Genomic DNA, 23420 nt, shown 5'->3' with positions numbered 1-23420 from the left:
ACGCGCGGCGGCAAAAAGCTGCCAAAACACCGGAAATTTATGCAAAAACTAACCGATTTGAAAAAAATGGTTGCCTGCGTCGCTGCGCTATGCGCGCAAATCGCAATCGAAAACGATATCGGATCCCAGTCCGTAAATCTGAGCGTCCGGGCGCATCGCATCCGACAAACGCCTGACCGGGTTTGGCAGCGTCAGACTTTGCGGACCGCCACCAATCAGAAGCGGTGCTATGGCGACGTGAAGACGCTCCAACAGCCCCGCATCGAGAAAATTTGCGATGGTGATGCCGCCACCTTCGACCATGATTGTCTGCAAATTTGCGTCATGCAAAGCAGCAAGGATTGCCCGCGCGCAGAGCGCACCGTTTTGATCTGGAAGCCGGATGACTTCGACCCCGTTCGGTCGTGGCCGGTCGACCGCTTGAACAACGATCCTACGCACCTCCTGTGACTGCAACAAGGGCGCATCATCCGGCAGTCGGCCCTTGGGATCGATCACAACACGGGCAGGGTTTGGCCCCTCACAAAGTCTGACGGTCATTCGTGGCAGGTCGTGCAAGGCAGTCCGCACACCGATCACCACTGCGTCCACAAGCGCCCGCATGCGGTGCAAGTGAGCAAGACCATCAGGTCCCGAAACATCGCGCGCATCACCGGTGACGGTCGCAATCCGCCCATCGAGGGATTGTCCTATCTGCGCAACGGTTACGTACCCTCCATTGCGGCTTGCAAGTGGCGCGTAAAGATCAAATGCCGCCTTCTCGGCCTCGGTCCACTCCGGCGCGCCCTCGGAACCGCCTTCGGTACGCAGATCCAAAAGCCGCGTCCAGACACGCGTGCTCACGTCAATCGGGCGCATGAAGGTTCCCGCCTGCGATACCGGGAGGCAGCGCCAGAAGATCCCGATGCCCAATCCTCGCGCTGGATGTTGCCGCAGCATCGCGCCGGGCTTCGCCCCATGCGGCGGCAGACGAACATCCCATCTGCAGCGCCGAGTCGGTAATGCCGTCGACAAGTTCTCGCTGCAATGCGGTCTCGGTCGGGCCAAGGCACCACGGGCTTTCCGCCTGCACCACGGAAAACCCCGCCTCCTCAAGCAGAGCCGCACCGGCTTTCGCCGCGTCGGGACCAAGGGCCCTACCCATTCCCTTTTCGCTCCGTTGATGCGCGTTGAATGCTTCTGTCACCGCCGCATCCGTTTCCATCTCGGGCGTCCAGCACATCTCTCCGTCGTAGGACAGAGCGGCATAGAACGGAACCTTCAGACGCAGGGCAAGCTGGCGCAGCCAGTCCTCCGGAACCAGGTCCAGAAGGGCCGAGGCCGTCACAAGCGTTACATCCCTAAGCGGCAGAACTTCAAGGTCGGAGATATCAAGCACGAAGGTCTCGGTTTCCCCGCCCGCGTCCTGGGCGGCGGATTCGGTCAAGGCCGCGTCATTGTCGACCAGCCGCCACCTGGTTTCGGACGGCAACTGCGCGCGCATCGCCCGTACGGTAGATCCTGTGCCACACCCCAGATCGAGAACCACCGGCTTGGGACCGGCAGCCGCGACCGCGCGGCGCAACAGGCCCCGATCGCGCGCGGCATGATCGGCCGGCTCCCGAAGAGCAAGCCACTCGGCGGAAAAGCTCATCTCAGATATCGCCTTCGAACCAAGCCCGCGCAACGTGGCTTTCGTGCAGAAGAACGCGCAGTTTCTTCACCCGCCCGCCATCTTTCAGGCGGTCTTTTCGTACGCGACCGGCCATTTCATCGAAAATATGCTTGCACAGGAATTCCGTCGTCGTGAACTTCCCCGCAAATTCCGGCACCTCGTCGAGGTTCTGGTATCGCAACGGCGCCAGGACCTCGGACAGGGCTTCGGTCGCAAGGCCAATATCGACCACCAGTCCCAGGTCGTCGATGTCCTCAGTGTAAAAGGCCGTATCAACGGTAAAGGTCGCCCCGTGCATGCCCTGCGCCGGTCCGAACGTCGGATCGGGAAAGGAATGGCTGATCATGATGTGATCTCGGACTTCTACGGCGAACATGGGATTTCCTCAGTTTGATGAATATCGAATGCGATGACACAGCGTATCTGGATCAGACAGAATCCTGCCATATTGGGCCGGAAGATCATCAAAGGCCGTCTCTCCTGAAATCAGCGCGTCCAGGCTCGGGTCGTGCAAAAGCTCCAGAGCTTTGGCCATGCGTCTCCCGAAAGACCAGCGCGACGTGCGGTCCGGCGGCAAATGGCCGACTTGAGAACTGAGAAGCTTCAGTCGTCGACTGTGAAATGCGCCGCCTAGCGGAACCTCGGTCACGCTGCTGCCGAACCAGCTTGCCTCGACGACCGTGGCCTCCTGCCCGGCGCAGTCTAGCGCAAGTGCAAGTCCCGCGGCGGTCGCCGTGGCGTGAATAACGACGTCGCTGTTTTGCGGGGCTTCATCGGGCACAGCAAAACTGCATCCCAAAGCCTTGGCAAGGCGCGCCCGGCCGTTCAGCCGATCTATCAGTGTGACCTCCGCCCCTGGCATTCTTGCGGCGAGATAGGCCACAAGCGCGCCGACGACCCCTGCCCCGACAACAGTAATCCGGTCGCCCGCAGACGCGCCGCTGTCCCATAGAATATTAAGGGCGGTTTCCATGTTTGCCGCCAAAACCGCCCGAGCATCCGGCACTGCATCCGGGATCGGAGACAGCATCGCTTCCGGCATGCGATATCGGGTCTGATGAGGGTGCAGCGCGAAAACCTTTTGTCCAGCCAATCGGCCCTGCCGCACGCGTCCGACTGTGCAATAGCCGTACTTTACCGGAAACGGGAATTCACCTTCCTGTGCGGGTGCCCGCATCCTGTCCACTTCGCTTCTCGGCACGCGTCCTTCGAAAACAAGACGCTCGGTCCCGCGACTGATTGCGCTGAAGAGGGTTTCGACCTCGATCCCCTCGCCCAACTGACCCGCGCGGATTTCGGCCTGTTCTGGCCCTATGCACCAAAGCGCGGCGGCCGTCATGGCATCAGATGTCCAGATTTCGCGGCCTTCGTCGCAAGGTAGCGCGCATTGCAAGACGTCTGGGGCGTGTGCAACGGCACGCGTTCCACAACCTCAATTCCTTGCGACGACAGGATCGCAATTTTTGCGGGATTGTTCGTCATTAATCGTACGCGCCGAATGCCCAAGCGGTGCAGCATGCGCGCGCCCAGCCGAAAATCACGCTCATCGTCATCAAAGCCAAGCCAATGGTTGGCCTCGACCGTGTCTAGGCCCGCATCCTGAAGACGGTAGGCACGCATCTTGTTGGCGAGACCAATGCCGCGTCCTTCCTGATTGAGGTAAAGAAGTATACCGCCGGTTTGGGCCATTGCACGCATCGCACCGTTAAGCTGAGGGCCGCAATCGCATTTTTGACTGGCCAGCACGTCGCCGGTAAAACACGCCGAATGCAGACGCACAGTCACCGGCTGTGCCGGATCCGGTGTGCCAAACTCTATGGCGTAATGCTCTTCGCGCCGGTTGTCGGTTCGAAAGACGTGCACTTGCCCAAGATCGGAAACTGCCATCGGCAGGGGCGCCGAACTGACGTTTGAGAGCCTCCGTTCGTGCGCAAGACAGTCAAGCACGTCTTTGGCCTTCATCGCAGACAAACCCAGATCGCCAGCCTCTGCCTGTAGTGGATCAGGGCGTACAAGTAACAACGCGGGCAACATTTCCGCCGACTTCGCCAAGGCGACGGCCGCTTCATGAAGCTGCGCCGCTGGGCCGGCCTGGCGCATTTCTTCGGGCTGTGCGGCGGCGTCAGCACCTTGGCCCGCCGCCGCCTTCAGTTGTCCGAGTCCGAAGCTTTCAGGTAGGTCGACACGCAACACTTTCTGCCCGGCAACCTCGGCTTCTATTCCAAGGGCGCGCGCGCGGCCTTCGGTCAGAACAAGTTCAGCGCGTCCAAGGGCCATAAGAGCAGCGAGGCGATTTTCCGTCAAAGTTTCGATCAATGCGACAAGGACGGCCCCCTGCGCGCCCTGCAATACGACTGGCAAACCGACCGCCATATCGTTGGTCAACCGCGCCAGCATTTCGGACGCGTTCGGCGCAAGCACAGCTGATACGGTCGCCGTGTCGATTGCGGATGAACGAAAAACTTGCAACGCGGAACTCCATCTTGGCACTCACGCGATGAATGTAGAGGGGAATTGATCAAAGCAAGACCGCCTGACCCGAGTGGGCCGGTTCGTGCCAATCGCTCTGTACTTTCACATCGCAGACGCACGGTTCACACCGGTGTCGCCAAGTCTTTGAGGCGAAACACAATCGCGTGAACCAACCCACAACCTTGGCCAAATCACCATTTGGACAAACACAACCAAGACGCTCAGACTGACCCGCTCCCGAATGGCGCGGGCGCTTGAAAGTACAGGAAGCGACAGATCGTCAGGCCATGCTACGCACACGATCGATCACCGACCTGACGCGGTGTGCCGCATCTGCCCAAGACGGAAGTTCGCGCCCGGCCTGCACCGCCGCCGCCGCCATTTTGGCATGCAGCACGTCGTCCTTAAGCAGCCCGCGCAAAGCCGCGGAGAAGCCTGTTGCATCCTCTGGCTGAACCAGCGCACCTGCCGTGGTCGGCACGGTACCTGGCACGGCCCCTGCGGCGGTCGCGACAATTGGCACACCATTGATCAAGGCTTCGTCGAACACGATCCCGTAGCCCTCGTAGCGGGTCGCCAGCGCAAAAATCCGCGCTTCGGCATAAAGGCGTGTCAGTTCTTCCGTCCGAACCCGACCGGCGAGCTTGATGCGTTCGCCTAAACCGGCCGCATCGATCTGGTTCTGCAAAGTTTTGTCATAGCCCTTCTCCCACGGCGCGCCGACGATCACCGCACGCCAAGTCAGATCGGCACAAGCATCAAGTGCGGAAATGAGGACATCATGCCCTTTCCGGGGATGCAACAATCCCACGGACAGAATAAGGGGCGCAGCATCATCTCGTGCCAGATTTTGTACAGACAGAAACTCGGGTCTACCCGGACGGATCACTTCGATACGTGAAGACGCTATGTCGTAGTCCGTCACGAGAACATCCTTGATATGCCCGCTCGGAACAAGGACATGCGCGGCTTTCCCCAGGTTGGCTTTTTCAAGGAGCCGCAACCTTCTGGCCTGATCTGGCGGCAAGCCGTTTTCGTGGGCCAACGGATGATGGACCAACGCGATGATTGGCGCCACGATCCGGTCGATTTGCCTTGTTTCAATCGCGCCGTAGGCCAGTCCATCTACGATCAAGACGTCCTTTGCCGGCACCTTTGCGAGTGCTTCCACAGCGTCTTGCATGTGCTGGTCCTCCGGGAAGTGGAAGGATGAGGGTAACGCCAAGTGGCGTGTCCGCTGCCCCACGTCGTTCAATGCCGCCAGAAGCTGCCGGTCATAGTGGTATCCACCGGTTGGTGCCGACAAGTCACCCGGCACGGCGAAAACGCACTCTGGTCGCATAAACCGCCTCCTTTCACTGCGCCGCTGACAATCCAAAGCTTTTTCACGGCGCGCCCAAGACCTAGGGCTTTTCCAGAACGCGGAAAATTCATGGCATTGTCGATGCAATTCTGGGGCCACCAGACGCCCAAAGACAGGCCAGCGCAAACCTGCGGATATCTGCGAGATGAAGGGCACAACCTACCGTCCAGCGCCGTTCGCAACCCACGTTTTGCTTGACACAATGTTGCGCCCCATGCTCAACTATCCAGTGTGTACCGGCATTGCATTTAAACCAAAAATATTGTCCCGCTTAGCGAATTCATGACCGGCAAAAACAACCGATACTCTGCCAGGTCATAGGGTTTTTCTCTCCGCAAGTCCTTGGTCAGCAGTCAGCCGAGGGTCCCCATATGAAGAATGTACTGCTGTCCGCAGCGCTTGTTGCCTTTGCGGCATCGGCCAACGCCGAGGTCTGGTGTGACGCGACACCGCCAAGCCCCTATGACAGCGCCTCTGGCCTCTTGCCGACACAAGGCAACTTCGACGGGACGAGTTGCGAGGTTTTGGAAGCAAAACTCAAAACGCCAAGTGCGACGCAACCCGCCGGAGGGATGTCAGCGGCTGAAGTTTATGAGAATTTAGTCAGTCAGTTTTTTATCAACATGTGCCACCGGCGGCTCGCACCTATCGAAGACGGCGCGCCGAGCGGTGAAGGGTGGTATCGCGACAAATTCGTCCGCCAGCTTGGCCCCGACATGGCGACCGGTGTTACATTCGGCAGCGAGGGTTCCGGCAAGTGGCAAACCGCCCAAAGCGCGTTCCATCAGCCGGCGGTGATCTGGTACAACCAGACGGCGTTCGACTGGATTTCGGTCGAACGGCCGGGCGATACCGGCCATTACGACGCCCCAGCAACACCGATGCCTGACGGCGCGATCATCGTGAAAGAAATGTACGACGCCCCGGCCACCGTATGCCAGGACCGCGATCCAATAACCCTTTTCCCCACAAGCGGTATCGCGTTTATGGTGCGCGATGCGGGCGCAACGCATGACGGCTGGTATTGGGGCTATTACGGCCTCGCCCTCGGTCCGACCAAGACCGAAGCCCAACAGAACTTCGCCTCTCAGACAACGAAGTATGACCCCGGTGCCACGACCGAGAATACCTCGGCCAATGACTGGCCGCCGCAATACTGGGGCGCGCCTGCGATGGGGTTCGGCCAGTATTGTCTGAATTGCCATGCGTCAGCGGTCGACAATTCGACGTTTTCGACAATGAACAACCTGCAACTCGGCGAGGGCGAGCCGGAAAGCTATCTGACGAATTCGTGGTTCGATGTTCAGGTATTCAGCGATCCGGCCGCGCTGACGCCTTCGATCGCCGGCGAAACATCCGGACGCACCGATGTCACGAACGGGCATGAGCTGCGCGCGCTTCAGCCAGCCCTCGAAGCGGCACAGGTACGTGATCCGTCCCCCGGTAAAGGACCGATTGCAGAGTACCTTTATGACAAGACGCCAGTGCCGACAGACCCGGACACGATCAGCATGATCAGCGCAACCTACGACACCGCGCCCGTCTTTGCGGGTCCGGCAACCGATGCCAGCGAATATCTCACCTCGGACCAATGCGCGGGCTGCCACGACGCCGGGGGCACGGGCATGCAATTTGACATGACGCATCCACTCACGGTGGCGGAACACAAGCGACTTCAGGAAAACGCGGGCGCGGGCGCGTCGGTCCCGCATCTCTACAACTATTCACCCTATGCAACCTGGCGCACCTCGCCGATGGGATTGGCCGGACGCGATCCGATTTTCTACGCTCAGCTTGCCTCTGAGACGAACACGTTCCATTCGGGCACCTATGACGGTGGTCAAAAAAGCCTGCCCTCCTTCATCGAGAATACTTGTCTTGGATGTCATGGCATCGCGGGACAGCGCCAGTTCCAGATCGATACATTCGATGCGCAAACGCAGACCTGCGAGAACTTTACCCGAGCCGACGTAGACACGGTGCCGTCAACCTTCGACGATATCGACGCGCGCCACGCAGCGCTCGCGCGAGACGGGATCAATTGCACGGCCTGCCATCGCATGAACTTCGCCGATGCCACCGTGGCCGGGCCGCCGCCGCAACCAACCGACGCCAGCAACGAGACGGAAACGCGCAACATCTGCGTCGCGCAGCGTCAGGCGATCTTCAGCCAGAATGGCGAGGGGCAACCGGCAAACACAAATTTCGCCGCCACCTTCACGGGTAGTTTCAAAGTCGGCGCGGCCGACGAGATCAATGGCCCGTTCGGCGCTGAGAACGATCCCGCAGGTCCGATCAAGACTGTACCGATGGAAAACGCGCTTGGACTCAGGCCGCAATATCATGAAGGTTTCAAGGACTCCGCCGCCTGCGGCTCATGCCATACCGTGCACCTGCCGGTTCTTGGCGAAACCGACCCGGCGAGTGAAAACCTTAACATTCTGACATACGTATACGAGCAGACAACCTATCCGGAATGGGCGTTCAGCGATTTCCGTTCTGGCGAATTGCTTGGCGTCAATCTTCTGGGTGAATCAGACCAGGGCAGCAAATGGCAGGAGTGTCAGGAATGCCACCTGCCAAGCAAGACGGCTGATGGCACGCCCTATGTCAGCAAGATCGCGGGAATTCAGGAACGCACCAATTTCTCCGCTGCCGATTACACGGAATCGTCGGAAAACATCGACCTGCCTTATCGGCAGGGCTTCGCGAAACACACGCTGGTCGGATTGAACATGTTTCTCGTCGAGATGGCCGATCAGTTTCCGAACGTCCTGGGGATCCCTGCATCGAGCCCGATGCTGGTCAGCAACGGGCTCAACCCCGCCGACCTGACGAAACTCGCAATGCTCGACAACGCCCGGAACGCCACCGCCACAGTGACCGTCGGCACCAGCCAAAGCGCCCCCGTCAATCCGTCAAGCGGCAACGCCTACGGAAATGCCTTCGATGTCACGGTCACGAACCTTACCGGGCACAAGTTTCCCTCGGGCGTGGGCTTCCGCCGTGCTTTCATAGAATTCACCGCCTATGGTGAGAACGACAGCATCCTTTGGCAATCGGGTGGGGTCAACCCGGCGGGCCAGATCACAGGGCCGCAGAAGACGCCTGTCACAGGTGAGGTCTGGTGGACCAAACAATGCACCAGACCAGCAAACTGGGCTGACCGTCCGCACCAGCCGCATTACGAGCTCATCACCGCGCAAGACCAAGCGCAGATCTACCAAGAACTGGTAAGCACACCACCGGCGGGTGCCACTTCGGCGGATTGCGGCCATGACGCGACCCCGGCCGGTGAACTGACCACCAGCTTTCTGTCGATCTGTTCCGAGGTGAAGGATAATCGGCTTTATCCCTCCGGTTTTCTGCCCCTCGCGCACAGGGTCCGGATCGCAAAGGCTCTGGGTGCACAGCCAAACCTTGCTGAAGACACGACAGCAGTGGGGGTCACGAACTCCGAAGGTGTCATCGACCCGGACTACGATGCAGAAGGCGCAACTCCGGTCACCGGCGCCGACACCGTGACATACGCATTCGATCTGCCCGACGTCACTGTGGCCCGGGTGACGGCCCGGCTTCTTTACCAGGCGACCCCGCCCTTCTACCTGCAAGACCGGTTCTGCACGGGCGCAGACAGCAAGGACACCAACAGGCTTCTTTTCCTGGCCGACAACCTCGTGAGCGAAAAAACACCCGAGATTGCGGACTGGGTGCTGCAGGTCGGTGCCACCGCAGATTACAGTCCGCCGCGCTGAGCCATGGCGATCCTTTGCTGCAACGCTTGGCGCAAAGCCTATTTCGACGGGTTCGGCTTTCCCGAAACGCCCGGTGTGCCCACCGATGACGCCGATGCCTACCAGCTCAACCCACGGCATCACTGGCTCTTTAACAAGTTGCAGGTCGCCGAACTTCAAGGGCTGCGCGCGGGCCCCTTCGGCGTGCCGCCAACCGTCGAGCCGCTTTTCGCGAAACCGATTTACAATTTGTCTGGCATGTCAGTGGGGGCGCGCCGTTTCGACACGATCGCCGAATTCGAAAGCACGCTGCGCCCCGGGATGATGTGGTGTGAGGTTCTGGAAGGCCCCCATCACAGTATCGACGTCATCGCAGTCGACGGGAAAATCTATTGGCTTTGCTCAACGAAAGGCTACCCGCTCGACAAGGGCACTTGGGACTTTTGGCATATCGGCGTGTCGATCGAGCCGAAGATCGAGGCACGTTTGCGCGATTTCGTCGCCAGAAATCTCGGCGACTATACTGGCGCGCTGAATTTCGAAATGATCGGCCCCGCGATCATCGAGGTTCATCCGCGCATCGCTGTCCAATGGATCGACCTCTACGGCGCACCCTTCGTCAGAGCACTTCACAAGCTCCATGAGACCGGATTGTGGCCGGACAGTCTGGAGCAGCGAGAAGGATACAGCGTGGTCGCTTTTGCGCCACCGGCCTTCTATCCGCCACCGCCTGCCGAGATCTGGTCGCGCTGGCGCGCGACGAAGGACGTGACATATCTCCAGCTTCCCTCCTACGCGGCGGATGGCACGTTCAAAACGCTTGGCATGCCCGAAGGCGGCATGCGGCTGATTGTGATCAACTCCACGCAACTTGCCCCGGCACTCGCCCTTCGCGCGGAAGTCGTGGCGTACTACCTTGGGAACCACGACACCAAAGGTTTTCGGAAGACGCATGGCAAGGACACGCTCCGAGAAAAAGCCACTGTCGCGATCCTGCCTGACTGATCGCCGGCAGAGCGTCGGACAGATCGGAATTGGCCGACTTGACGATCTTTCTACGATCCGCGGACCAGCAGGTGTGTGTCTTTTTTCTGCAACGCGAGTCGCATCAGTTAAGCTTCGAAAAGCTTCGCGTTTTACTCGAAAGGAAAAAGCTAAAGTCAACCGTTGAGTGAATAATTTTTATGGTGTTAACCTAACGTAAGGAAAACATTTTTTTAAGGGAGGTATCACATGCGTAGACTATTTTTGGCCGCTGCCGCGGCCGCTGTTTCAACTCTCACCACACCCGCTCCGGTAAAGGCGGGAATCGATCCGTATCTCGGCGACATCATGATCGTCGGCTTCAATTTTTGCCCCCGTGGGTGGGCAGCTGCCGATGGGCAGCTCTTGCCGATCAGCAGCAACCAGGCGCTGTTTTCTCTGCTCGGGACGACCTACGGCGGCGATGGCCGAACGACCTTCGCACTTCCGGATTTGCGCGGTCGCTCTCCGATCGCAAGCGGCATGGGACCCGGCCTTCCGAATTATCAGCTCGGGCAGAGAAGCGGGTCCGAGACAACGGCAATGACACAGCAGAACCTGCCCAATCATACGCATAACGTTGTCGGCGTTCCGACCGGCAGGCTTCAGGCGACCAGCAGCCCCCCGACGTCGAATGCGCCCGGCGGCAATCTTATCCCGACATTTCCTGCTGGCGAACGCGTATACGCGGGTTCGCAGACGGTACCGGTGCCCATGAACAATGCAACGGTCGATCTGGACGTTCAGATATCGCTCGGCACAAGCGGGAACAATATCCGGGCGAACAACATGCAGCCCTATCAGGTGCTGAATTTCTGCATTGCGACCCAGGGCCTTTTCCCGCCGCGCAACTGACGCCGCGGCGCAAGCCATCGAATTCACAGATACCGTGCGGCATAGGCACCGATCGAAAACCGCCGCACCTGCAATATCAGGACGATAGATATGAGAAAACTGATCTCTCACGTATTTGCTGCAACGCTTGCGATTGCTGCAGCCACCGAAAGCGCCAAAGCCGACGAACCCTTCGTCGGGGAAATCCGGTCTTTTGGCTTTAATTTTTGCCCCAGGAATTGGGCGCCCCTCGATGGGCAGCTTCTGGCCATCAGCTCGAACAATGCGCTCTTTTCGCTCCTTGGAACCATCTATGGCGGCGATGGCAGAACCACTTTCGGCCTGCCCGACTTACGGGGTCGCGTTCCGGTTCACACCGGTACGGGGAGCGGGCTGAGCTTTCAGCGTCTGGGCAGCAAGGCCGGAGCGGAAACCGTCACCACAACGATCAACGAGATGCCCGGCCATTCGCACAGCCCACTGGGAACCCTTGGCGCAAAGCTCGTCGCCAGCAACGAAACACCAAGCACCAACAACCCGGACGGAGCGTATTTTCCCACCGGAAACGTCAATTTCTACGCGTCATCCGAGGGTACAAAACAGGACATGGCGCCCGGGCTGATTAGCGTCGACATTTCTGGCGAAATCATCGGCACGACTGGTGGAAGCCAATCGATCACAAACATGGCCCCAACACTCGTGAACAACTATTGCATCGCTCTTTTCGGGATTTACCCGAGCCGGAGCTGAAGTTTCCCGCACATTTTCAAAAGACTGGATCAACACATGAAATACCTTGCGAAAACGCTCACTCTCGCGGCCTGCCTGATCGGGGTCACCAGCGTCCAATCCAAAGCCGACTCTCAACCCTTTCTGGGAACCATCATGCAAGTCGGGACAACCTTCTGCCCGCGCGGTTGGGCAGAAGCGAACGGCCAATTGCTACCGATTTCCCAGTACTCCGCAGTCTTTGCGCTTCTCGGAACAATGTATGGTGGCGACGGCAGAACCACATTCGGCTTACCGGATCTGCGGGGCCGCTTCGGCATGGGCGTCGGCAACGGGCCGGGCCTTACACCGAACAGACAAGGGGAAAGGATCGGTTTGACAGAAGTTACCCATTCGGTCCTGAACATGCCGACACATAGTCATACCCTTCTCGGAACGGTCTCGGCTACCGTTGCGGCAAGCTCTAATTCTCCGGACAACAAGAGCCCTGCAAATGCCTTCAAGCCGACATTTCCGGCCGGCGCGCTTGTCTATGCTGAAACGGGAAATCTCGACCTGGTCATGGGCGAAGGCTCGGTTCAGTTCATTCACGCCGCCTCCGTCAGCAATACAGGGGGCCAACAACCCGTGTCGAACATGCAGCCTTATCTGGCGATGAAAACCTGTGTCGCGCTCGAAGGCATTTTCCCGTCGCGCTCGTAGGTGCATAATAGGGCCGTTGCAAACTATTGCCGCGACGGCCCTTTTCGGGAAGGATGATGGGTATGACACCCAAACGCGTCGCGATCATCCAACCCTACTTTTTTCCCTATCTTGGATACTACTCGCTGTTCGCGCGCGCCGATGAGGTGATCTTGCTGGACTGTGTGCAATTCCCGCGCCGCGGTCGCGTGCACCGTTCTCCGATGCCATCAAACGGCGAACCGAAATGGCTGACCTTACCTCTTGCCCGTCAGCCAGTGACGACCACCATCCGCGAATTGCGCTTTTCCGACACGGCACCGGAGGAATGGGAGAAACGCCTTGCGCGTCAGGACTGGTATTTGCCAGACGCGACCATAGCAGGCCTTTCCCTGAAAGATCTTCTTTTTATCCGAACCCGGTCGGTGGCGGATTACCTCTGCGCCCAGATCGAGGTCATGTGCGCCTATCTCGGGCTTGACTGCCCCCTTTCGCGCAGTTCGGCACTGGCGATCGACCCGCGGCTGAAAGCACAGGACCGGATCATTGAAATCGCGACACGTTCGGGCGCAACCGGCTATATTAACCCACCGGGAGGGCGAACTCTCTACCAAGGTGCGGCCTTTGAGGAACATGGGCTGCAACTGCACTTCCTCCCCCCCTACGACGGCCCACACCTGTATCTTCTGCCGGCCCTCATGCGTACCGGGCAACAGGCTTTGCGCGCAGATCTAGACCGGTTTTCGAACCAGCCTCTGCTAGAGGCGGCGTAGCGCATGGCACTTGGATCAGATCTGCATCCGGTGCTCTACACCCCACGTATCCCGGTCGCCAAGCCGCACTTGCCGAAAACGCAGGCTATCGTTCCCTACCTTCGGACACTCGACCGGACGCGGCGCTATTCAAATCTCGGCCCTGTCAGCCAGCAATTGCACCGTCGGCTTGCGGATATCCTGGCGCTGGAAACCGGCGGCGTGGCACTCACCGCCTCCGGCACGACGGCGCTGATCGGTGCGATCCTTGCCCGTGCAGGACGCGCCCGCGCACAACGGCTGGCGCTTTGCCCGTCCTATACGTTCGTGGCCACGATCTCCGCGGCACAAAGTTGTGGTTATGAGCCGTATCTGATGGATGTCGATGCCGATACATGGACACTCGACCCCAGCAAGGTCGCAGCCCATCCGCGACTGGAAGAGATCGGAATGGTCATGGTGACGGCGCCCTATGGCCGATTGCCCGACCTGCAGCTCTGGTCCGCCTTCAGCCGCGACACAGGCCTTCCGGTCATCATTGATGCCGCCGCAAGCTTCGATGTCCTGACGCGGACGGGATGCGCCTATGAGCCGGACATCCCCATCGCCCTCAGTTTTCACGCAACCAAGGCTTTCGGCTGTGGTGAAGGCGGCGCCATTCTGTGTTCGGATCCAGAAATTCTGGTCCGGGCCGTTCGCGCCACCAATCACGGCTTTCTGGGCACGCGACAGGTGATCGGCGACAACATCAATGGAAAGATGAGCGAATATCACGCGTGCGTTGCCATGGCCGCACTCGACGCGTGGCCGGCGCGGCAGACGCAGTATGACCAGGTCACGGCCAATTACGCCGAGGCGTCCCAAGACCATGGCGTGATCGGCACATTGAGCGTAGGCGGGGCCTTTTCCAATGCCTACGCTCTTTATCATGCGACCTCGCCGGAGGCCGCGATGCTCTTGCGCGAAAAGCTTCTGGAACGAAAGATCGACAGCCGCTTCTGGTACGGGTTCGGTTTGCACGCGGAAAGCGGCTTCGGACCATTCGAGCAGGACAGTCTGACGGTTACCGACAGATTGGCGCGCTCAGTCCTGGGGCTGCCTTTCTACTGTGACTTAAAGGCCAGGGACGTCTCCGAGATCTGCACAGTGCTCGCGGCGGCGGAAAAGCTTAACCTAGCAGCAGCTTCGCGAAACGGTGCGCCCCACCGGGTATGATCTTGGGAGAAATCTCGCGGGCGAAAGACCCTGCCGCGAGGTCACGCAGGATCAGGGCCCCCGCCCCCACAAGGCATTGCTCGCCGATCGCTACATTGTCAGACACGCCGCTCTTTCCTGCAAAAAAGCAGGACGGCCCGATCCGGCAGTTGCCGGAAATGCCCACATGCGAAGTTAGAAAACAATGATCTCCGATCTCGGTATGATGTCCGATGTGGTTACCGCTCCATATCACCACATTGTTCCCGATCCGAACGAAAGGCTGTATCGTGTTCGCCTCGAGGATCAAGCAATTCTCACCGATCTCTTCCGAGTAAACATGACTTGCCGGATGTACGAAGGTCAAAAAATCGTACCCGCGCGCCTTGCCCTCCGCATATCGCTCAGCGCGAAAACGGTTCATGCCGCGAAAACTGATCGGCCCGAAAAGAACACCATCCGAAGGTGCGAAGTGATCTTCGAGCGTTTCCCAGGCAAATACGGGTTTGCCCAGCAAAGACGCCTGCCCGTTTCGGTATACTGCGTCAACCGTATAGCCGAAGATCTCATGTTCCGACTCTCGTTCGAGATAGACAGTCACGGTCTGTGCGAACTGACCAGTTCCGAAAATCACGACTTTTGCCATGCAGGGCCTTCACGGTCACGAGGCTCCGGAATCGCCGCGGGGCTGCTCGGCGCCGCCACGGGCGCAGCGTTAAAGTAATTCATGCTTCGCGCAAAGCCGTTTTCGGCATTCAGATGGGTAAGCCTGTAGTGATGCCAATGCAGCACGCACAAGGACAAAAACGTGGATACCGATAGCCGATCCGCCACGCCCTGGAATCGATAGACGTCAAGATACATAGCCACGCCACGCCGCAATACACGCGCGCGCGCCATCGCAAGACAAAGCCGGAACGCCATGGCGAGGCTGTCTGCACGCGCCCTCGCGCTTCCGCGTCTTTGTTCCCGTGCGACCATCTCGGCCCGCCGCGTCTTGAACCCTTCGGAAACTGAGATGTTTCGCAAGATCCGACCGAAAAAGGCTTCTGCCGTATAAAGGCGCCGCAGCGTGTTGGCACAGCCGGTCACGAGATCCTCGCGTGTCATCTGCCGAGGAATGAAATTGCACATCTCGCTGTCGTCGGTCAGTCGTCCCTCGGCCTGCAGCCGCGCGTGCAACGGTGTCTTGGGCAAGGCCATCAAAAGGCCGAGTGACACCTGGCCGATAGAATTCTCTTCGATGAAACGAACCTGTTCTTCGAAAATCTCCGCATCATCTTCATCGAAACCGACGATGAAACCGGCCGACACCACGAGACCCGCATCCCGAATACGCTCCAGCTTGACCGACATCGACTCGCCGCGCATGTTCTGCAGCTTCTTGGTTTCCTGCAGAGCGGCCGCACGCGGACTTTCGATTCCTATAAAGACCTCGCGGAAATTCGCTTCGACCATCAGATCCATCAGTTCGGGATCATCCGCGAGGTTCAACGTCGCCTCGGTCGACAGGACGAGCGGATAGCCATGCGCCTGTTGCCAGTCAATGATCGCCGGCAGCATTTTCTTCACAGCCACCTTGTTGCCGATGAAATTGTCATCGACCACGAAACATACACCAAACCCGGCTTTGTGCACCGCGTCGAGTTCGGCCACGACCTGCGCCGGTTCCTTGACCCGCGGGCGTCGCCCGAAGATCACGATGATGTCGCAAAACTCGCAGGTAAAAGGACAGCCGCGGGAATACTGGATCGACGCGGACATGTAGTGTTGCGACTTCAGCAAGTCCCTCCGTGCCGTCGGCAGGCAGGTCATGTCAGTGGGCGTGGTTTGCTCATAGCGCGCCTGCAGCGGCCTGCCCTGCGCCAGGTCGTCAAGGAACGCCGGCCATGAATGATCCGCCTCGCCGATAAAGATAGCTTCGCAAAGCCCTTCAAAAAAACCCTCATCGATGGACGCGTAAGGCCCGCCGACAACCACTTTTCCAGGTAGATCGCGAAGCGCGTGAAGAATGTCGCGCATCCGGTCCCGTTGGACGATCTGGCCAGTGACGCCGATGACATCGAACCGTCGAAGGTCGCCGAAGTCGATGTCTTCCACGGCCTCGTCGATCAGGACCACCTCGTGCGGCTCCGGGACCAGCGCCGCCAGAAGCGGCAAGGCACCGGGCTGGATCCAGGCGCGCTTGTCGCCTGGCATAAGTGGCAAGGCGTATTCCCGCCCCCAGAACGAAGGCGCGAATCTTGGTGAGATCAGACAGATCGACAGCTTTTTCAATAAGTTATCCGTTGCGTTCAGATCGCGGTGACTCGGTCGCGAAAACTTGCCAACACGACGCCTCCTATTCATAGTGTTAACAGTTTATTAACGAAGTCGCCATCTGCCAGTTGAACTCATTCTGCGCTGGCGACCGAAAGCTTCAGCGTTTTTTTCTCAATTTGACAAGGATTTGGCATGCAGTCCCGATGGATCAGACAGCGGCAGATCCTAAGCATCCCCGAAGAACATCCATGGTGGCGATCGCATGCGCAGGTGCCGACCGTACTGCCCGTCCACGATGCGCTGTGGCGTATCTACGTTGCAGGGCGAGATGCGCGCAACCGCGGCTCTGTCGTCTTGATCGAGGTTGACCCAACCAGGGAAATGCAGGTTCTCTCGATTTCCAAGGAACGACTGGTCGAGTTCGGCAATCCCGGAGCCTTCGACAGCGACGGGGTCGGCGTGACCTGCGCCATGGTGCTTGATGACAAGGTCTTTTTCGCCAGTGCGGGTTTGCGATGTCTGGAAACCTATCCCTACCAGCTTGGGATCGGACTCATGTGCAGTCTCGACCGTGGCCAAAACCTCTCTCGGGTTCAGCTCGCTCCAACGCTGTGCGCCGGTGCGGAAAACCCGGTAGGATGCAGCAGTGCGCAGATCCTTCGCATCGGATCGGATTGGCATATGTGGTTTGCAAGCTGGCGCTCCTGGTCGCAGAGCCCAAGTGGCGAAGCTCAGCCTCATTACGATATCCGCCATGCCGTCTCCAAAGATTTGGTCCACTGGCAACAGGATCCGGACCCCGCCATCGCCCTGTCCGACAGCAGAAACGAGGGCGGCCTTGGTCGGCCCTGGGTTATGCCGAATGAAGAAGGATACGAGATGTGGTTCAGTGCACGCGGCGGATACGACCCTGACAAACCGACTTGCCGCAATTACGCAATTGGCTACGCGACTTCACCGGATGCCGAAACCTGGACTCGGCGCGACGAGGCCCATGGTTTCGTCAACCCGCCGGCGCCCGGCGATTGGGACAAAAAGATGCAATGTTATACAACCGTGATGCGCGGCCACGGGCAAACCTACATGTTTTATTGCGGCAACGACTACGGGCGCCATGGCTTCGGGTATGCCATTCGTGACGAAGGACCCGCAACGTGACCGCGAAACAGCCGATTACCGTTGTCATCCTGTCGCGCAACCGGCCGATTTACCTCTGGGCCTGTCTGGATAGCCTGTACCGGTATACCCGGCATCCCGCCCGCTTTATCCTGACCGACAACGCCTCTGACGACCCGTTGATCCGCGACGTGGTGCATGGGTTCGAACGACGTGGCATGTTCTACAAGGTTGAATGGCACGCCAAGAACGACCCCACGCGGGTGCTCCAAGCGGTCAGAACCTATATGGACGGTCCGGGCGGTAAGATCGTAGTGATCGAAAGCGATGTCACAGTGTTCGAGACAGAGCCCTGCTGGCTCGAACGGATGAGCGATCTGATGGACGAAAATCCAGAACTCGGGCTTCTGGGATCCTACGTTGACACGCGCGATTTCATTGCGATCGAAGATATCGACACGCTGTTGCCCGATACGCACGAGGCCATTGCAGAGGCCATGATCAAAGCCCGGTCACCAGAGCGAGCCTTACCGAGCGATCCGCCCGATGGTCCTCTTATCGACCCGTTCAATCCCCCCGGGCGCTTGCTCATGGCACGCAAGAGCGCTCTGTCGAAGCTCATGTTTTCAGTTGACGGAAAGGTCTACCAGGAAGCAAAGAAAGCGGGCATTCGATGCGCGATAGCCACCACCGTGATGCATCGGCATCTTTCGCTGCTGAACGCATATGATTACCGCGATTACAACATGCAGGCGCGGAATCGCCACTTCCGCAAGAACCGCGAACCGCAACCGGTTCTTCCAAAGGCCTCGGAAAGCGACTAGCCGCGACCAAACCCGTCGATAGAGGCGGATTTGATCGGCTTTCGCCTTTTCAGGTTGGCCCGTATACTCCCGGTCGGATCAATTCGCGACAACCGACTGAAGTTCAAAAATCGGCAAGAGAACCGAAAGCACTATCACAAGAACAAGACCGCCGACCAGGATCATAAGAATCGGCTCCAGCAACGCGGCGATCCTCTTACGTTCCGACGAAAGGCTTGTTTCCAGCAACAGGGCCGCGCGCCCGACCATCCGTCCAAGCCTCGCCGACATCTCACCGGCCGCGATCAGTTGCAGCGCAACGGGCGGAATCGGACTGAGCTGCGCCAGAGAACGGCTCAGCGTTTCTCCCCCGCGCACGGCTTCGGTCGCCGCGTCAGCCTCGCGCCTGAACCGGTCGATATCCATGACCCCCGCGGCGCTTTCACAGGCGTTGACCGCTGGTTGACGGCTGGCCAGCACAAGCGCAAGCGTACGTAGGTATTGCACCGCACTTGACTGCCGCATCAGGCGGCCGACAAGCGGCAGACGCAGCGCGATACGGTCCCGGATCCGCCGCAATGCCCGCACTCGCGCGCTGATCCCCAAAAGCAATAGAAAGCCCCCAAAGAACCCGCCAAGCAGCAGGGAATGCGCGCCGATCCAGTCGCTTATCGAAAGCATTATGCGTGTCAAATCCGGCAGCGGGCGGCCCGACATCTCGAAAAGCGATACGATTTCAGGGGCAACATTTACCATGAGAATACCGCACACCAGCAGCGAAACAGCAGCGACAAAGGCAGGATAAACCAGGGCGCTGGAAATCTGCGCCCTATCTGTGCCCCGGGTTTCCAGGTGGTCGGCAAGCTCGGCGAAGACCTGAGCCGCATCGCCTGAGATCTCGCCGGACCGAACCGAAGCGATCACGTAGCGCGGAAAGCCCGCTCCGCTCTGGTCTAGGGCCTCGCTCAGGGGCGCGCCATCCATCAAGGCCACCTGCGCGGCTGCGGCCACCTTTTCGAGCGTTGGGCTTCCGCCCGCTCTGACCGCCTTAAGCGCGGTCTCTGCTGGCAAACCAGCCGCAAGAAGAACCGCAAGCTGGCGGGTCAGGACTGCCTGCAATTCGGTGCCCAACCGGCCTTTGCCAAAATCGCCCAAGCGCGATTTTCGTGGCCGTGCCCGCGCCCTGAGTTCTGATGGGTAAAGCCCTTGTTCGGCCAGCTGATGCGTGGCGTCCGTCTCGGTCTCGCCGACGACGGTGCCGGTCTTGCGCCGCCCGTCGGCAGTGTAGGCCACATAGCTGTAAGCCCTCAAGCGACATCTCCGACGACGCGCAAGGCCTCTTGAAGGCTAGTCTCACCCAAGGCGACCGCACCCAGACCTTGTCCGATCAGGGTTTCCGCATCCTTGACGGCCAACGATTTCAACTCGCCCTCCGACGCACCCCGGTCGATCGCTTCCCGCAGCCTATCACCCACTTCAACCATTTCGAAGATACCAAGGCGGCCCGCATATCCAACCTCGTTGCAAGCCGCACAGCCTTTGGCGTCGTGCACATGGTCCGGCGCATCCAGGCCGTGGCGTGTGAAATGTTTCGCCTCAACCTCGGTCGGTTTGCGCGGCGCACGGCACTGCGGGCAAAGCCGGCGCAACAGACGCTGCGCCACGACCCCGCGCAACGTGGCCGCAATCAGGAAGTTGTCCAGACCAAGATCGCGCAATCTCACCACCGCCCCCATCGAGCCGTTGGCATGCAGCGAAGAAAAGACCAAGTGTCCGGTCAACGCCGCCTGGGCCGCCACGGACGCGGTTTCGGCATCGCGGATCTCACCGACGAGGATAACATCCGGATCCTGCCGCAGCGTCGCACGCAGACCGGCGGCGAAGGTCATGCCGATCTCGGCATTGATCTGACTTTGAGAGATTTCCGGAAGATCGTATTCAATTGGATCCTCGACCGTCACGATATTGCGTTCCTGCCGGTTGGCCAGCTTCAGCAGGGAATAAAGCGTAGTGGTCTTGCCCGATCCGGTCGGTCCGGTTCCAAGGATGATGCCATTGGGAAGGGCGGACAGCCGTTCAAGCAATGCCTCTTGCGCCGGGCTGAGCCCAAGCTCGGACAACGGCACAAGACCGGTGGACCGATCCAGAATCCGAAGGACAATCCGCTCGCCGTAATTGCCCGGTAGCGACGAAACACGCGTGTCGATGAGGCGCCCGCCCAAACGCAAAGGGATACGCCCGTCCTGCGGCAGCCGGGTTTCGGAAATGTCGAGGCCAGCCATGACCTTCAATCGCGAAATGACCCGGCGCACAGGTACGTCGTCACGGTCCATCACCTTTTGCAAAAACCCATCGACCCGCATCCGCACCCGCAAGCCGCCCTCATAAGGTTCCATATGCAGGTCGGACGCGCCAGCTGTCACAGCGCGTCGCATTAGCTGGTTCACCAGCCGGATCACCGGCGCATCACCCGGTTCCTCCAGAAGGTCGCGATGCGCGGTCTTCCCGCCGTTGTCTTCAAGATCGAAACTTGCTTCCGGCTCCACCGCGACCCCGGCCGTTTCGGTGGAACCGTAAAGCCGTGTCAATGCCGCTTCGAAACCTGACTGGGTCTCGTCCACCACGTCCAACGCAGCGGAGGACCCTGCCCGGCGCTGCGCCTCGCGCAGGCCAAGCGGTGTGGCATGCGGGCCGGCGACAATACGCGCGCCGTCAAGCAGCACCTGCTGGTCGCGCGCGAAGGCGAAAGGCAGTCGGACTGGCTCGTCCGTCTCAGCCGCCACCGAAGCGGAGTCGGGTCGGGAGGGGCGGATAGTTTCTGCTTTGCGCAACATCATCGATGAATCCAGCGTCAAACGGTTGATTGAGGTCGGCCCCGTCAAAAGGCAGGCTCGACCCGGGTCTGCGGGGAAAGTTTCCCTCATCAATGGGTTCGATGACAAGGCTTGCCGCCTTCGCTTCTCGCGCAAGTTCACGGGTCAGGCGCTTGGCTTCTTCCTCCGAATTCACCACTTTCGGGCGCAGCATGACAAGCAGGACCCGTTGGTTCTTAGAGGCATTCTTGCCCCGGAAAAGCCCCCCGACCAACGGCAGCTTGGCCAGGCCCGGCACCTCTTGTGACGCGGACCCAGAGCCGTTTTCCAGCAGTCCACCCAGCATGATGACATTGCCGCTATGCACCAGCACCGTGGTAGACAGAGACCGCTTCGATGTGATCTCGCCACCCGCAGAGGACGAGCTGTTGGTCAGGTTAGACACTTCCTGCTTGACCACCATCTTGACGGTATTGTCGGCGTTGATCTGCGGCGTCACGTTCAGCGTCAGACCGACATCCTGCCGTTCGATGGTCTGAAACGGATTGTCGGGGATCGCATCATCGCCCACGGTCGCGAAAGATCCCGTAACGAACGGCACGTTCTGTGCGACAACGATCTCAGCCTCCTGGTTGTTCAGCGTCATGATCGACGGTGTCGACAGCAGCTTGGTCGACTGCGTTCGCGCGATCGCTGCAAGAAATCCGGCGAAGCCGCGATCGCCCTGGCGGGGCACGCCAGCAATGATTCCACCCGAACCGGCATCGACCGACTCGCCGTTGATAACGCCCGAAACGAGATTGGTCAGGCTCGGCCGGCCTTCCAGCGAAAACTGTGCGCCACCGACCACGGCGGAATTGATAATCCCTGCGAATTGCGCGGACAGATCCGAGAAGCCCTCGACCGACATTTCGAAGATCACGGCTTCGACCAGAACCTGCGTCGGGCGGCGGTCCAAGTAATGCACCATCGCGATGATATCGTTCATGCGGTCTTCCGGGGCGCTGATCAAAAGCGTGTTGGTCTGCGGTTCCGGGACAAGGCGGATCTCGCCTTGCTGTGCGGGGTCTCCCTGCTGCGCAAGGCTGCTCAGAACCACGCCGGCCATGGTCGACGCATCCGCGTATTTCAAGCCGATCGCGTGGCTCACGACGTTGTTGCGCTGCGTGTCAAGGCGCGCGGCCAGGGTTCGGACCTGCCGGCGCAGGCTATCGGGACCCGAAATCACGAGTGCGTTCGACCGTCGGTCCGCGGTGACGTTCGCGCCTTGCGGGATGATTTCCATCGACTGAATCACCTGCAGGACTTCCGCGGCATCTGCGTTGCGCAAGCGCAGGATTTCGATAGGCGCTTCCTTGGGCTGGTCCAGACGTGCGACCAGTGCCTCGATGCGTCGGTGGTTCTGCCCCCTGTCCGACAAGATCAGGAGGTTCGACCCGGGTACGACAGAAACGACCGCCTCGGCTGGCAAAAGCGGCCGAATGACTTCAAGGATCTCCTGCGCCGGCACATGCGCGATCTTCAGAATGCGCGTCTCGTATGCAGAGCCGCCGCGCGTTACGGGGGCAAGTTCACGCGCAGTGTTCATCGGCACGATCCGATCCGCGCCGGCCCCTTCCACGATTGTCAGCCGGTTAAGCTCAAGAACACTGAGGAAGACCTCGTAGAGCTCATCCGATGTGATCTCCGTGGGCGCTAGCACAGTCACCGTGCCACGCACGCCTGGATCAAGGATGTAGCTGCGTCCGGTCGCTTCCGATACGATTTCGACGAAGTTGCGAAGATCGGCATCTCGCAGGTTCAAACCCACCTGCGCCCGCGCGGAAAACGGCAGCGACACCACAAGGCAAAGCCCCAAGGCCATTGCGATCAAGACGGATCGCACACATTCGGTTCTGTTCATATCCTGCTCATCGCCTCTTTTCGCAGCGCCCGATCCCGTTCTTTTGGCGGGTTTCAGATGCAACGGACTGCTGTTTCGTTGCAGATT

Annotated in this window: 20 protein-coding genes; 9 read left to right on the top strand and 11 right to left on the bottom strand. The window is 59.5% G+C overall.

Annotated elements, in window-relative coordinates:
* Nucleotides 1-87 precede the first annotated feature (87 nt).
* The 6 genes from EZV60_RS17550 to EZV60_RS17525 form a co-directional block, all read right to left on the bottom strand.
* Nucleotides 88-858 (bottom strand): RibD family protein, encoded by a 771-nt coding sequence (locus EZV60_RS17550; protein ID WP_135507125.1) that lies wholly within the window; start codon nucleotides 856-858, stop codon nucleotides 88-90.
* Complete coding sequence (locus tag EZV60_RS17545; RefSeq protein WP_135507123.1) at nucleotides 845-1633, bottom strand: methyltransferase domain-containing protein; 789 nt, start codon at nucleotides 1631-1633, stop codon at nucleotides 845-847. Before EZV60_RS17545 ends, EZV60_RS17550 begins: the two co-directional genes overlap by 14 nt.
* A gap of 1 nt (nucleotide 1634) precedes the next feature.
* Complete coding sequence (locus EZV60_RS17540; protein WP_135507121.1) at nucleotides 1635-2030, bottom strand: 6-pyruvoyl trahydropterin synthase family protein; 396 nt, start codon at nucleotides 2028-2030, stop codon at nucleotides 1635-1637.
* A gap of 9 nt (nucleotides 2031-2039) precedes the next feature.
* On the bottom strand, nucleotides 2040-2993 hold the full coding sequence (locus EZV60_RS17535; protein WP_135507119.1) for a zinc-dependent alcohol dehydrogenase: 954 nt from the start codon (nucleotides 2991-2993) through the stop codon (nucleotides 2040-2042).
* Nucleotides 2990-4123, bottom strand: coding sequence for a GTP cyclohydrolase II (gene ribA, locus EZV60_RS17530; protein ID WP_425353574.1), 1134 nt, complete (start codon nucleotides 4121-4123; stop codon nucleotides 2990-2992). Before ribA ends, EZV60_RS17535 begins: the two co-directional genes overlap by 4 nt.
* 283 nt (nucleotides 4124-4406) lie before the next feature.
* Complete coding sequence (locus EZV60_RS17525) at nucleotides 4407-5309, bottom strand: glycosyltransferase family 4 protein (protein ID WP_245306345.1); 903 nt, start codon at nucleotides 5307-5309, stop codon at nucleotides 4407-4409.
* 551 nt (nucleotides 5310-5860) lie between these two features.
* On the opposite strand from EZV60_RS17525, the gene EZV60_RS17520 reads away from it, so the two are divergent.
* From EZV60_RS17520 to EZV60_RS17490, 7 genes are all read left to right on the top strand, one after another.
* Complete coding sequence (locus EZV60_RS17520) at nucleotides 5861-9244, top strand: hypothetical protein (protein WP_135507115.1); 3384 nt, start codon at nucleotides 5861-5863, stop codon at nucleotides 9242-9244.
* Between the two features lie 3 nt (nucleotides 9245-9247).
* Nucleotides 9248-10228, top strand: a complete 981-nt coding sequence (locus tag EZV60_RS17515) for an ATP-grasp domain-containing protein (RefSeq protein ID WP_135507113.1) — start codon at nucleotides 9248-9250, stop codon at nucleotides 10226-10228.
* Between the two features lie 228 nt (nucleotides 10229-10456).
* Nucleotides 10457-11101: a phage tail protein gene (locus EZV60_RS17510; protein ID WP_135507111.1), complete on the top strand. Its 645-nt coding sequence runs from the start codon at nucleotides 10457-10459 to the stop codon at nucleotides 11099-11101.
* Between the two features lie 90 nt (nucleotides 11102-11191).
* Entirely contained in the window at nucleotides 11192-11830 is a 639-nt protein-coding gene (locus tag EZV60_RS17505) for a phage tail protein (RefSeq protein ID WP_135507109.1), read from the top strand.
* 36 nt (nucleotides 11831-11866) lie between these two features.
* Nucleotides 11867-12511, top strand: coding sequence for a phage tail protein (locus EZV60_RS17500; protein WP_135507107.1), 645 nt, complete (start codon nucleotides 11867-11869; stop codon nucleotides 12509-12511).
* Nucleotides 12512-12573: 62 nt separating this feature from the next.
* Complete coding sequence (locus tag EZV60_RS17495) at nucleotides 12574-13263, top strand: WbqC family protein (RefSeq protein WP_167853573.1); 690 nt, start codon at nucleotides 12574-12576, stop codon at nucleotides 13261-13263.
* 3 nt (nucleotides 13264-13266) lie between these two features.
* Nucleotides 13267-14457: a DegT/DnrJ/EryC1/StrS family aminotransferase gene (locus tag EZV60_RS17490; protein WP_135507102.1), complete on the top strand. Its 1191-nt coding sequence runs from the start codon at nucleotides 13267-13269 to the stop codon at nucleotides 14455-14457.
* On the opposite strand, the gene EZV60_RS17485 is transcribed toward EZV60_RS17490, so the two are convergent.
* Together EZV60_RS17485 and EZV60_RS17480 are read right to left on the bottom strand one after the other, a co-directional pair.
* Nucleotides 14411-15082, bottom strand: a complete 672-nt coding sequence (locus EZV60_RS17485) for an acetyltransferase (protein ID WP_135507100.1) — start codon at nucleotides 15080-15082, stop codon at nucleotides 14411-14413. The genes EZV60_RS17490 and EZV60_RS17485 overlap by 47 nt on opposite strands.
* Nucleotides 15067-16635 (bottom strand): B12-binding domain-containing radical SAM protein, encoded by a 1569-nt coding sequence (locus EZV60_RS17480; protein WP_245306351.1) that lies wholly within the window; start codon nucleotides 16633-16635, stop codon nucleotides 15067-15069. The genes EZV60_RS17485 and EZV60_RS17480 overlap by 16 nt, the downstream gene beginning before the upstream one ends.
* A gap of 333 nt (nucleotides 16636-16968) precedes the next feature.
* On the opposite strand from EZV60_RS17480, the gene EZV60_RS17475 reads away from it, so the two are divergent.
* Entirely contained in the window at nucleotides 16969-17856 is an 888-nt protein-coding gene (locus EZV60_RS17475) for a glycoside hydrolase family protein (RefSeq protein WP_135507096.1), read from the top strand.
* Nucleotides 17853-18638 (top strand): glycosyltransferase family protein, encoded by a 786-nt coding sequence (locus EZV60_RS17470; protein WP_135507094.1) that lies wholly within the window; start codon nucleotides 17853-17855, stop codon nucleotides 18636-18638. The genes EZV60_RS17475 and EZV60_RS17470 overlap by 4 nt, the downstream gene beginning before the upstream one ends.
* 78 nt (nucleotides 18639-18716) lie before the next feature.
* Here the strand turns inward: EZV60_RS17470 and EZV60_RS17465 are convergent, their stop codons facing one another.
* The 3 genes from EZV60_RS17465 to gspD are packed head-to-tail and all read right to left on the bottom strand — an operon-like array spanning nucleotide 18717 to nucleotide 23333.
* The gene (locus tag EZV60_RS17465; protein ID WP_135507092.1) at nucleotides 18717-19928 is read right to left on the bottom strand and encodes a type II secretion system F family protein; all 1212 of its coding nucleotides are present in this window, start codon (nucleotides 19926-19928) and stop codon (nucleotides 18717-18719) included.
* Nucleotides 19925-21400 (bottom strand): GspE/PulE family protein, encoded by a 1476-nt coding sequence (locus EZV60_RS17460; protein WP_245306344.1) that lies wholly within the window; start codon nucleotides 21398-21400, stop codon nucleotides 19925-19927. The genes EZV60_RS17465 and EZV60_RS17460 overlap by 4 nt, the downstream gene beginning before the upstream one ends.
* A complete protein-coding gene (gspD, locus tag EZV60_RS17455; RefSeq protein ID WP_135507087.1) occupies nucleotides 21390-23333 on the bottom strand; it encodes a type II secretion system secretin GspD in 1944 nt (647 codons plus the stop codon). Before gspD ends, EZV60_RS17460 begins: the two co-directional genes overlap by 11 nt.
* Between the last annotated feature and the right edge of the window lie 87 nt (nucleotides 23334-23420).

This window comes from Roseovarius aestuariivivens, from assembly GCF_004761875.1.
Lineage (GTDB): Bacteria > Pseudomonadota > Alphaproteobacteria > Rhodobacterales > Rhodobacteraceae > Roseovarius > Roseovarius aestuariivivens.
The sequence above is the reverse complement of the archived record's forward strand: the minus strand, read 5'-3'. Positions and strand labels throughout refer to the sequence as shown.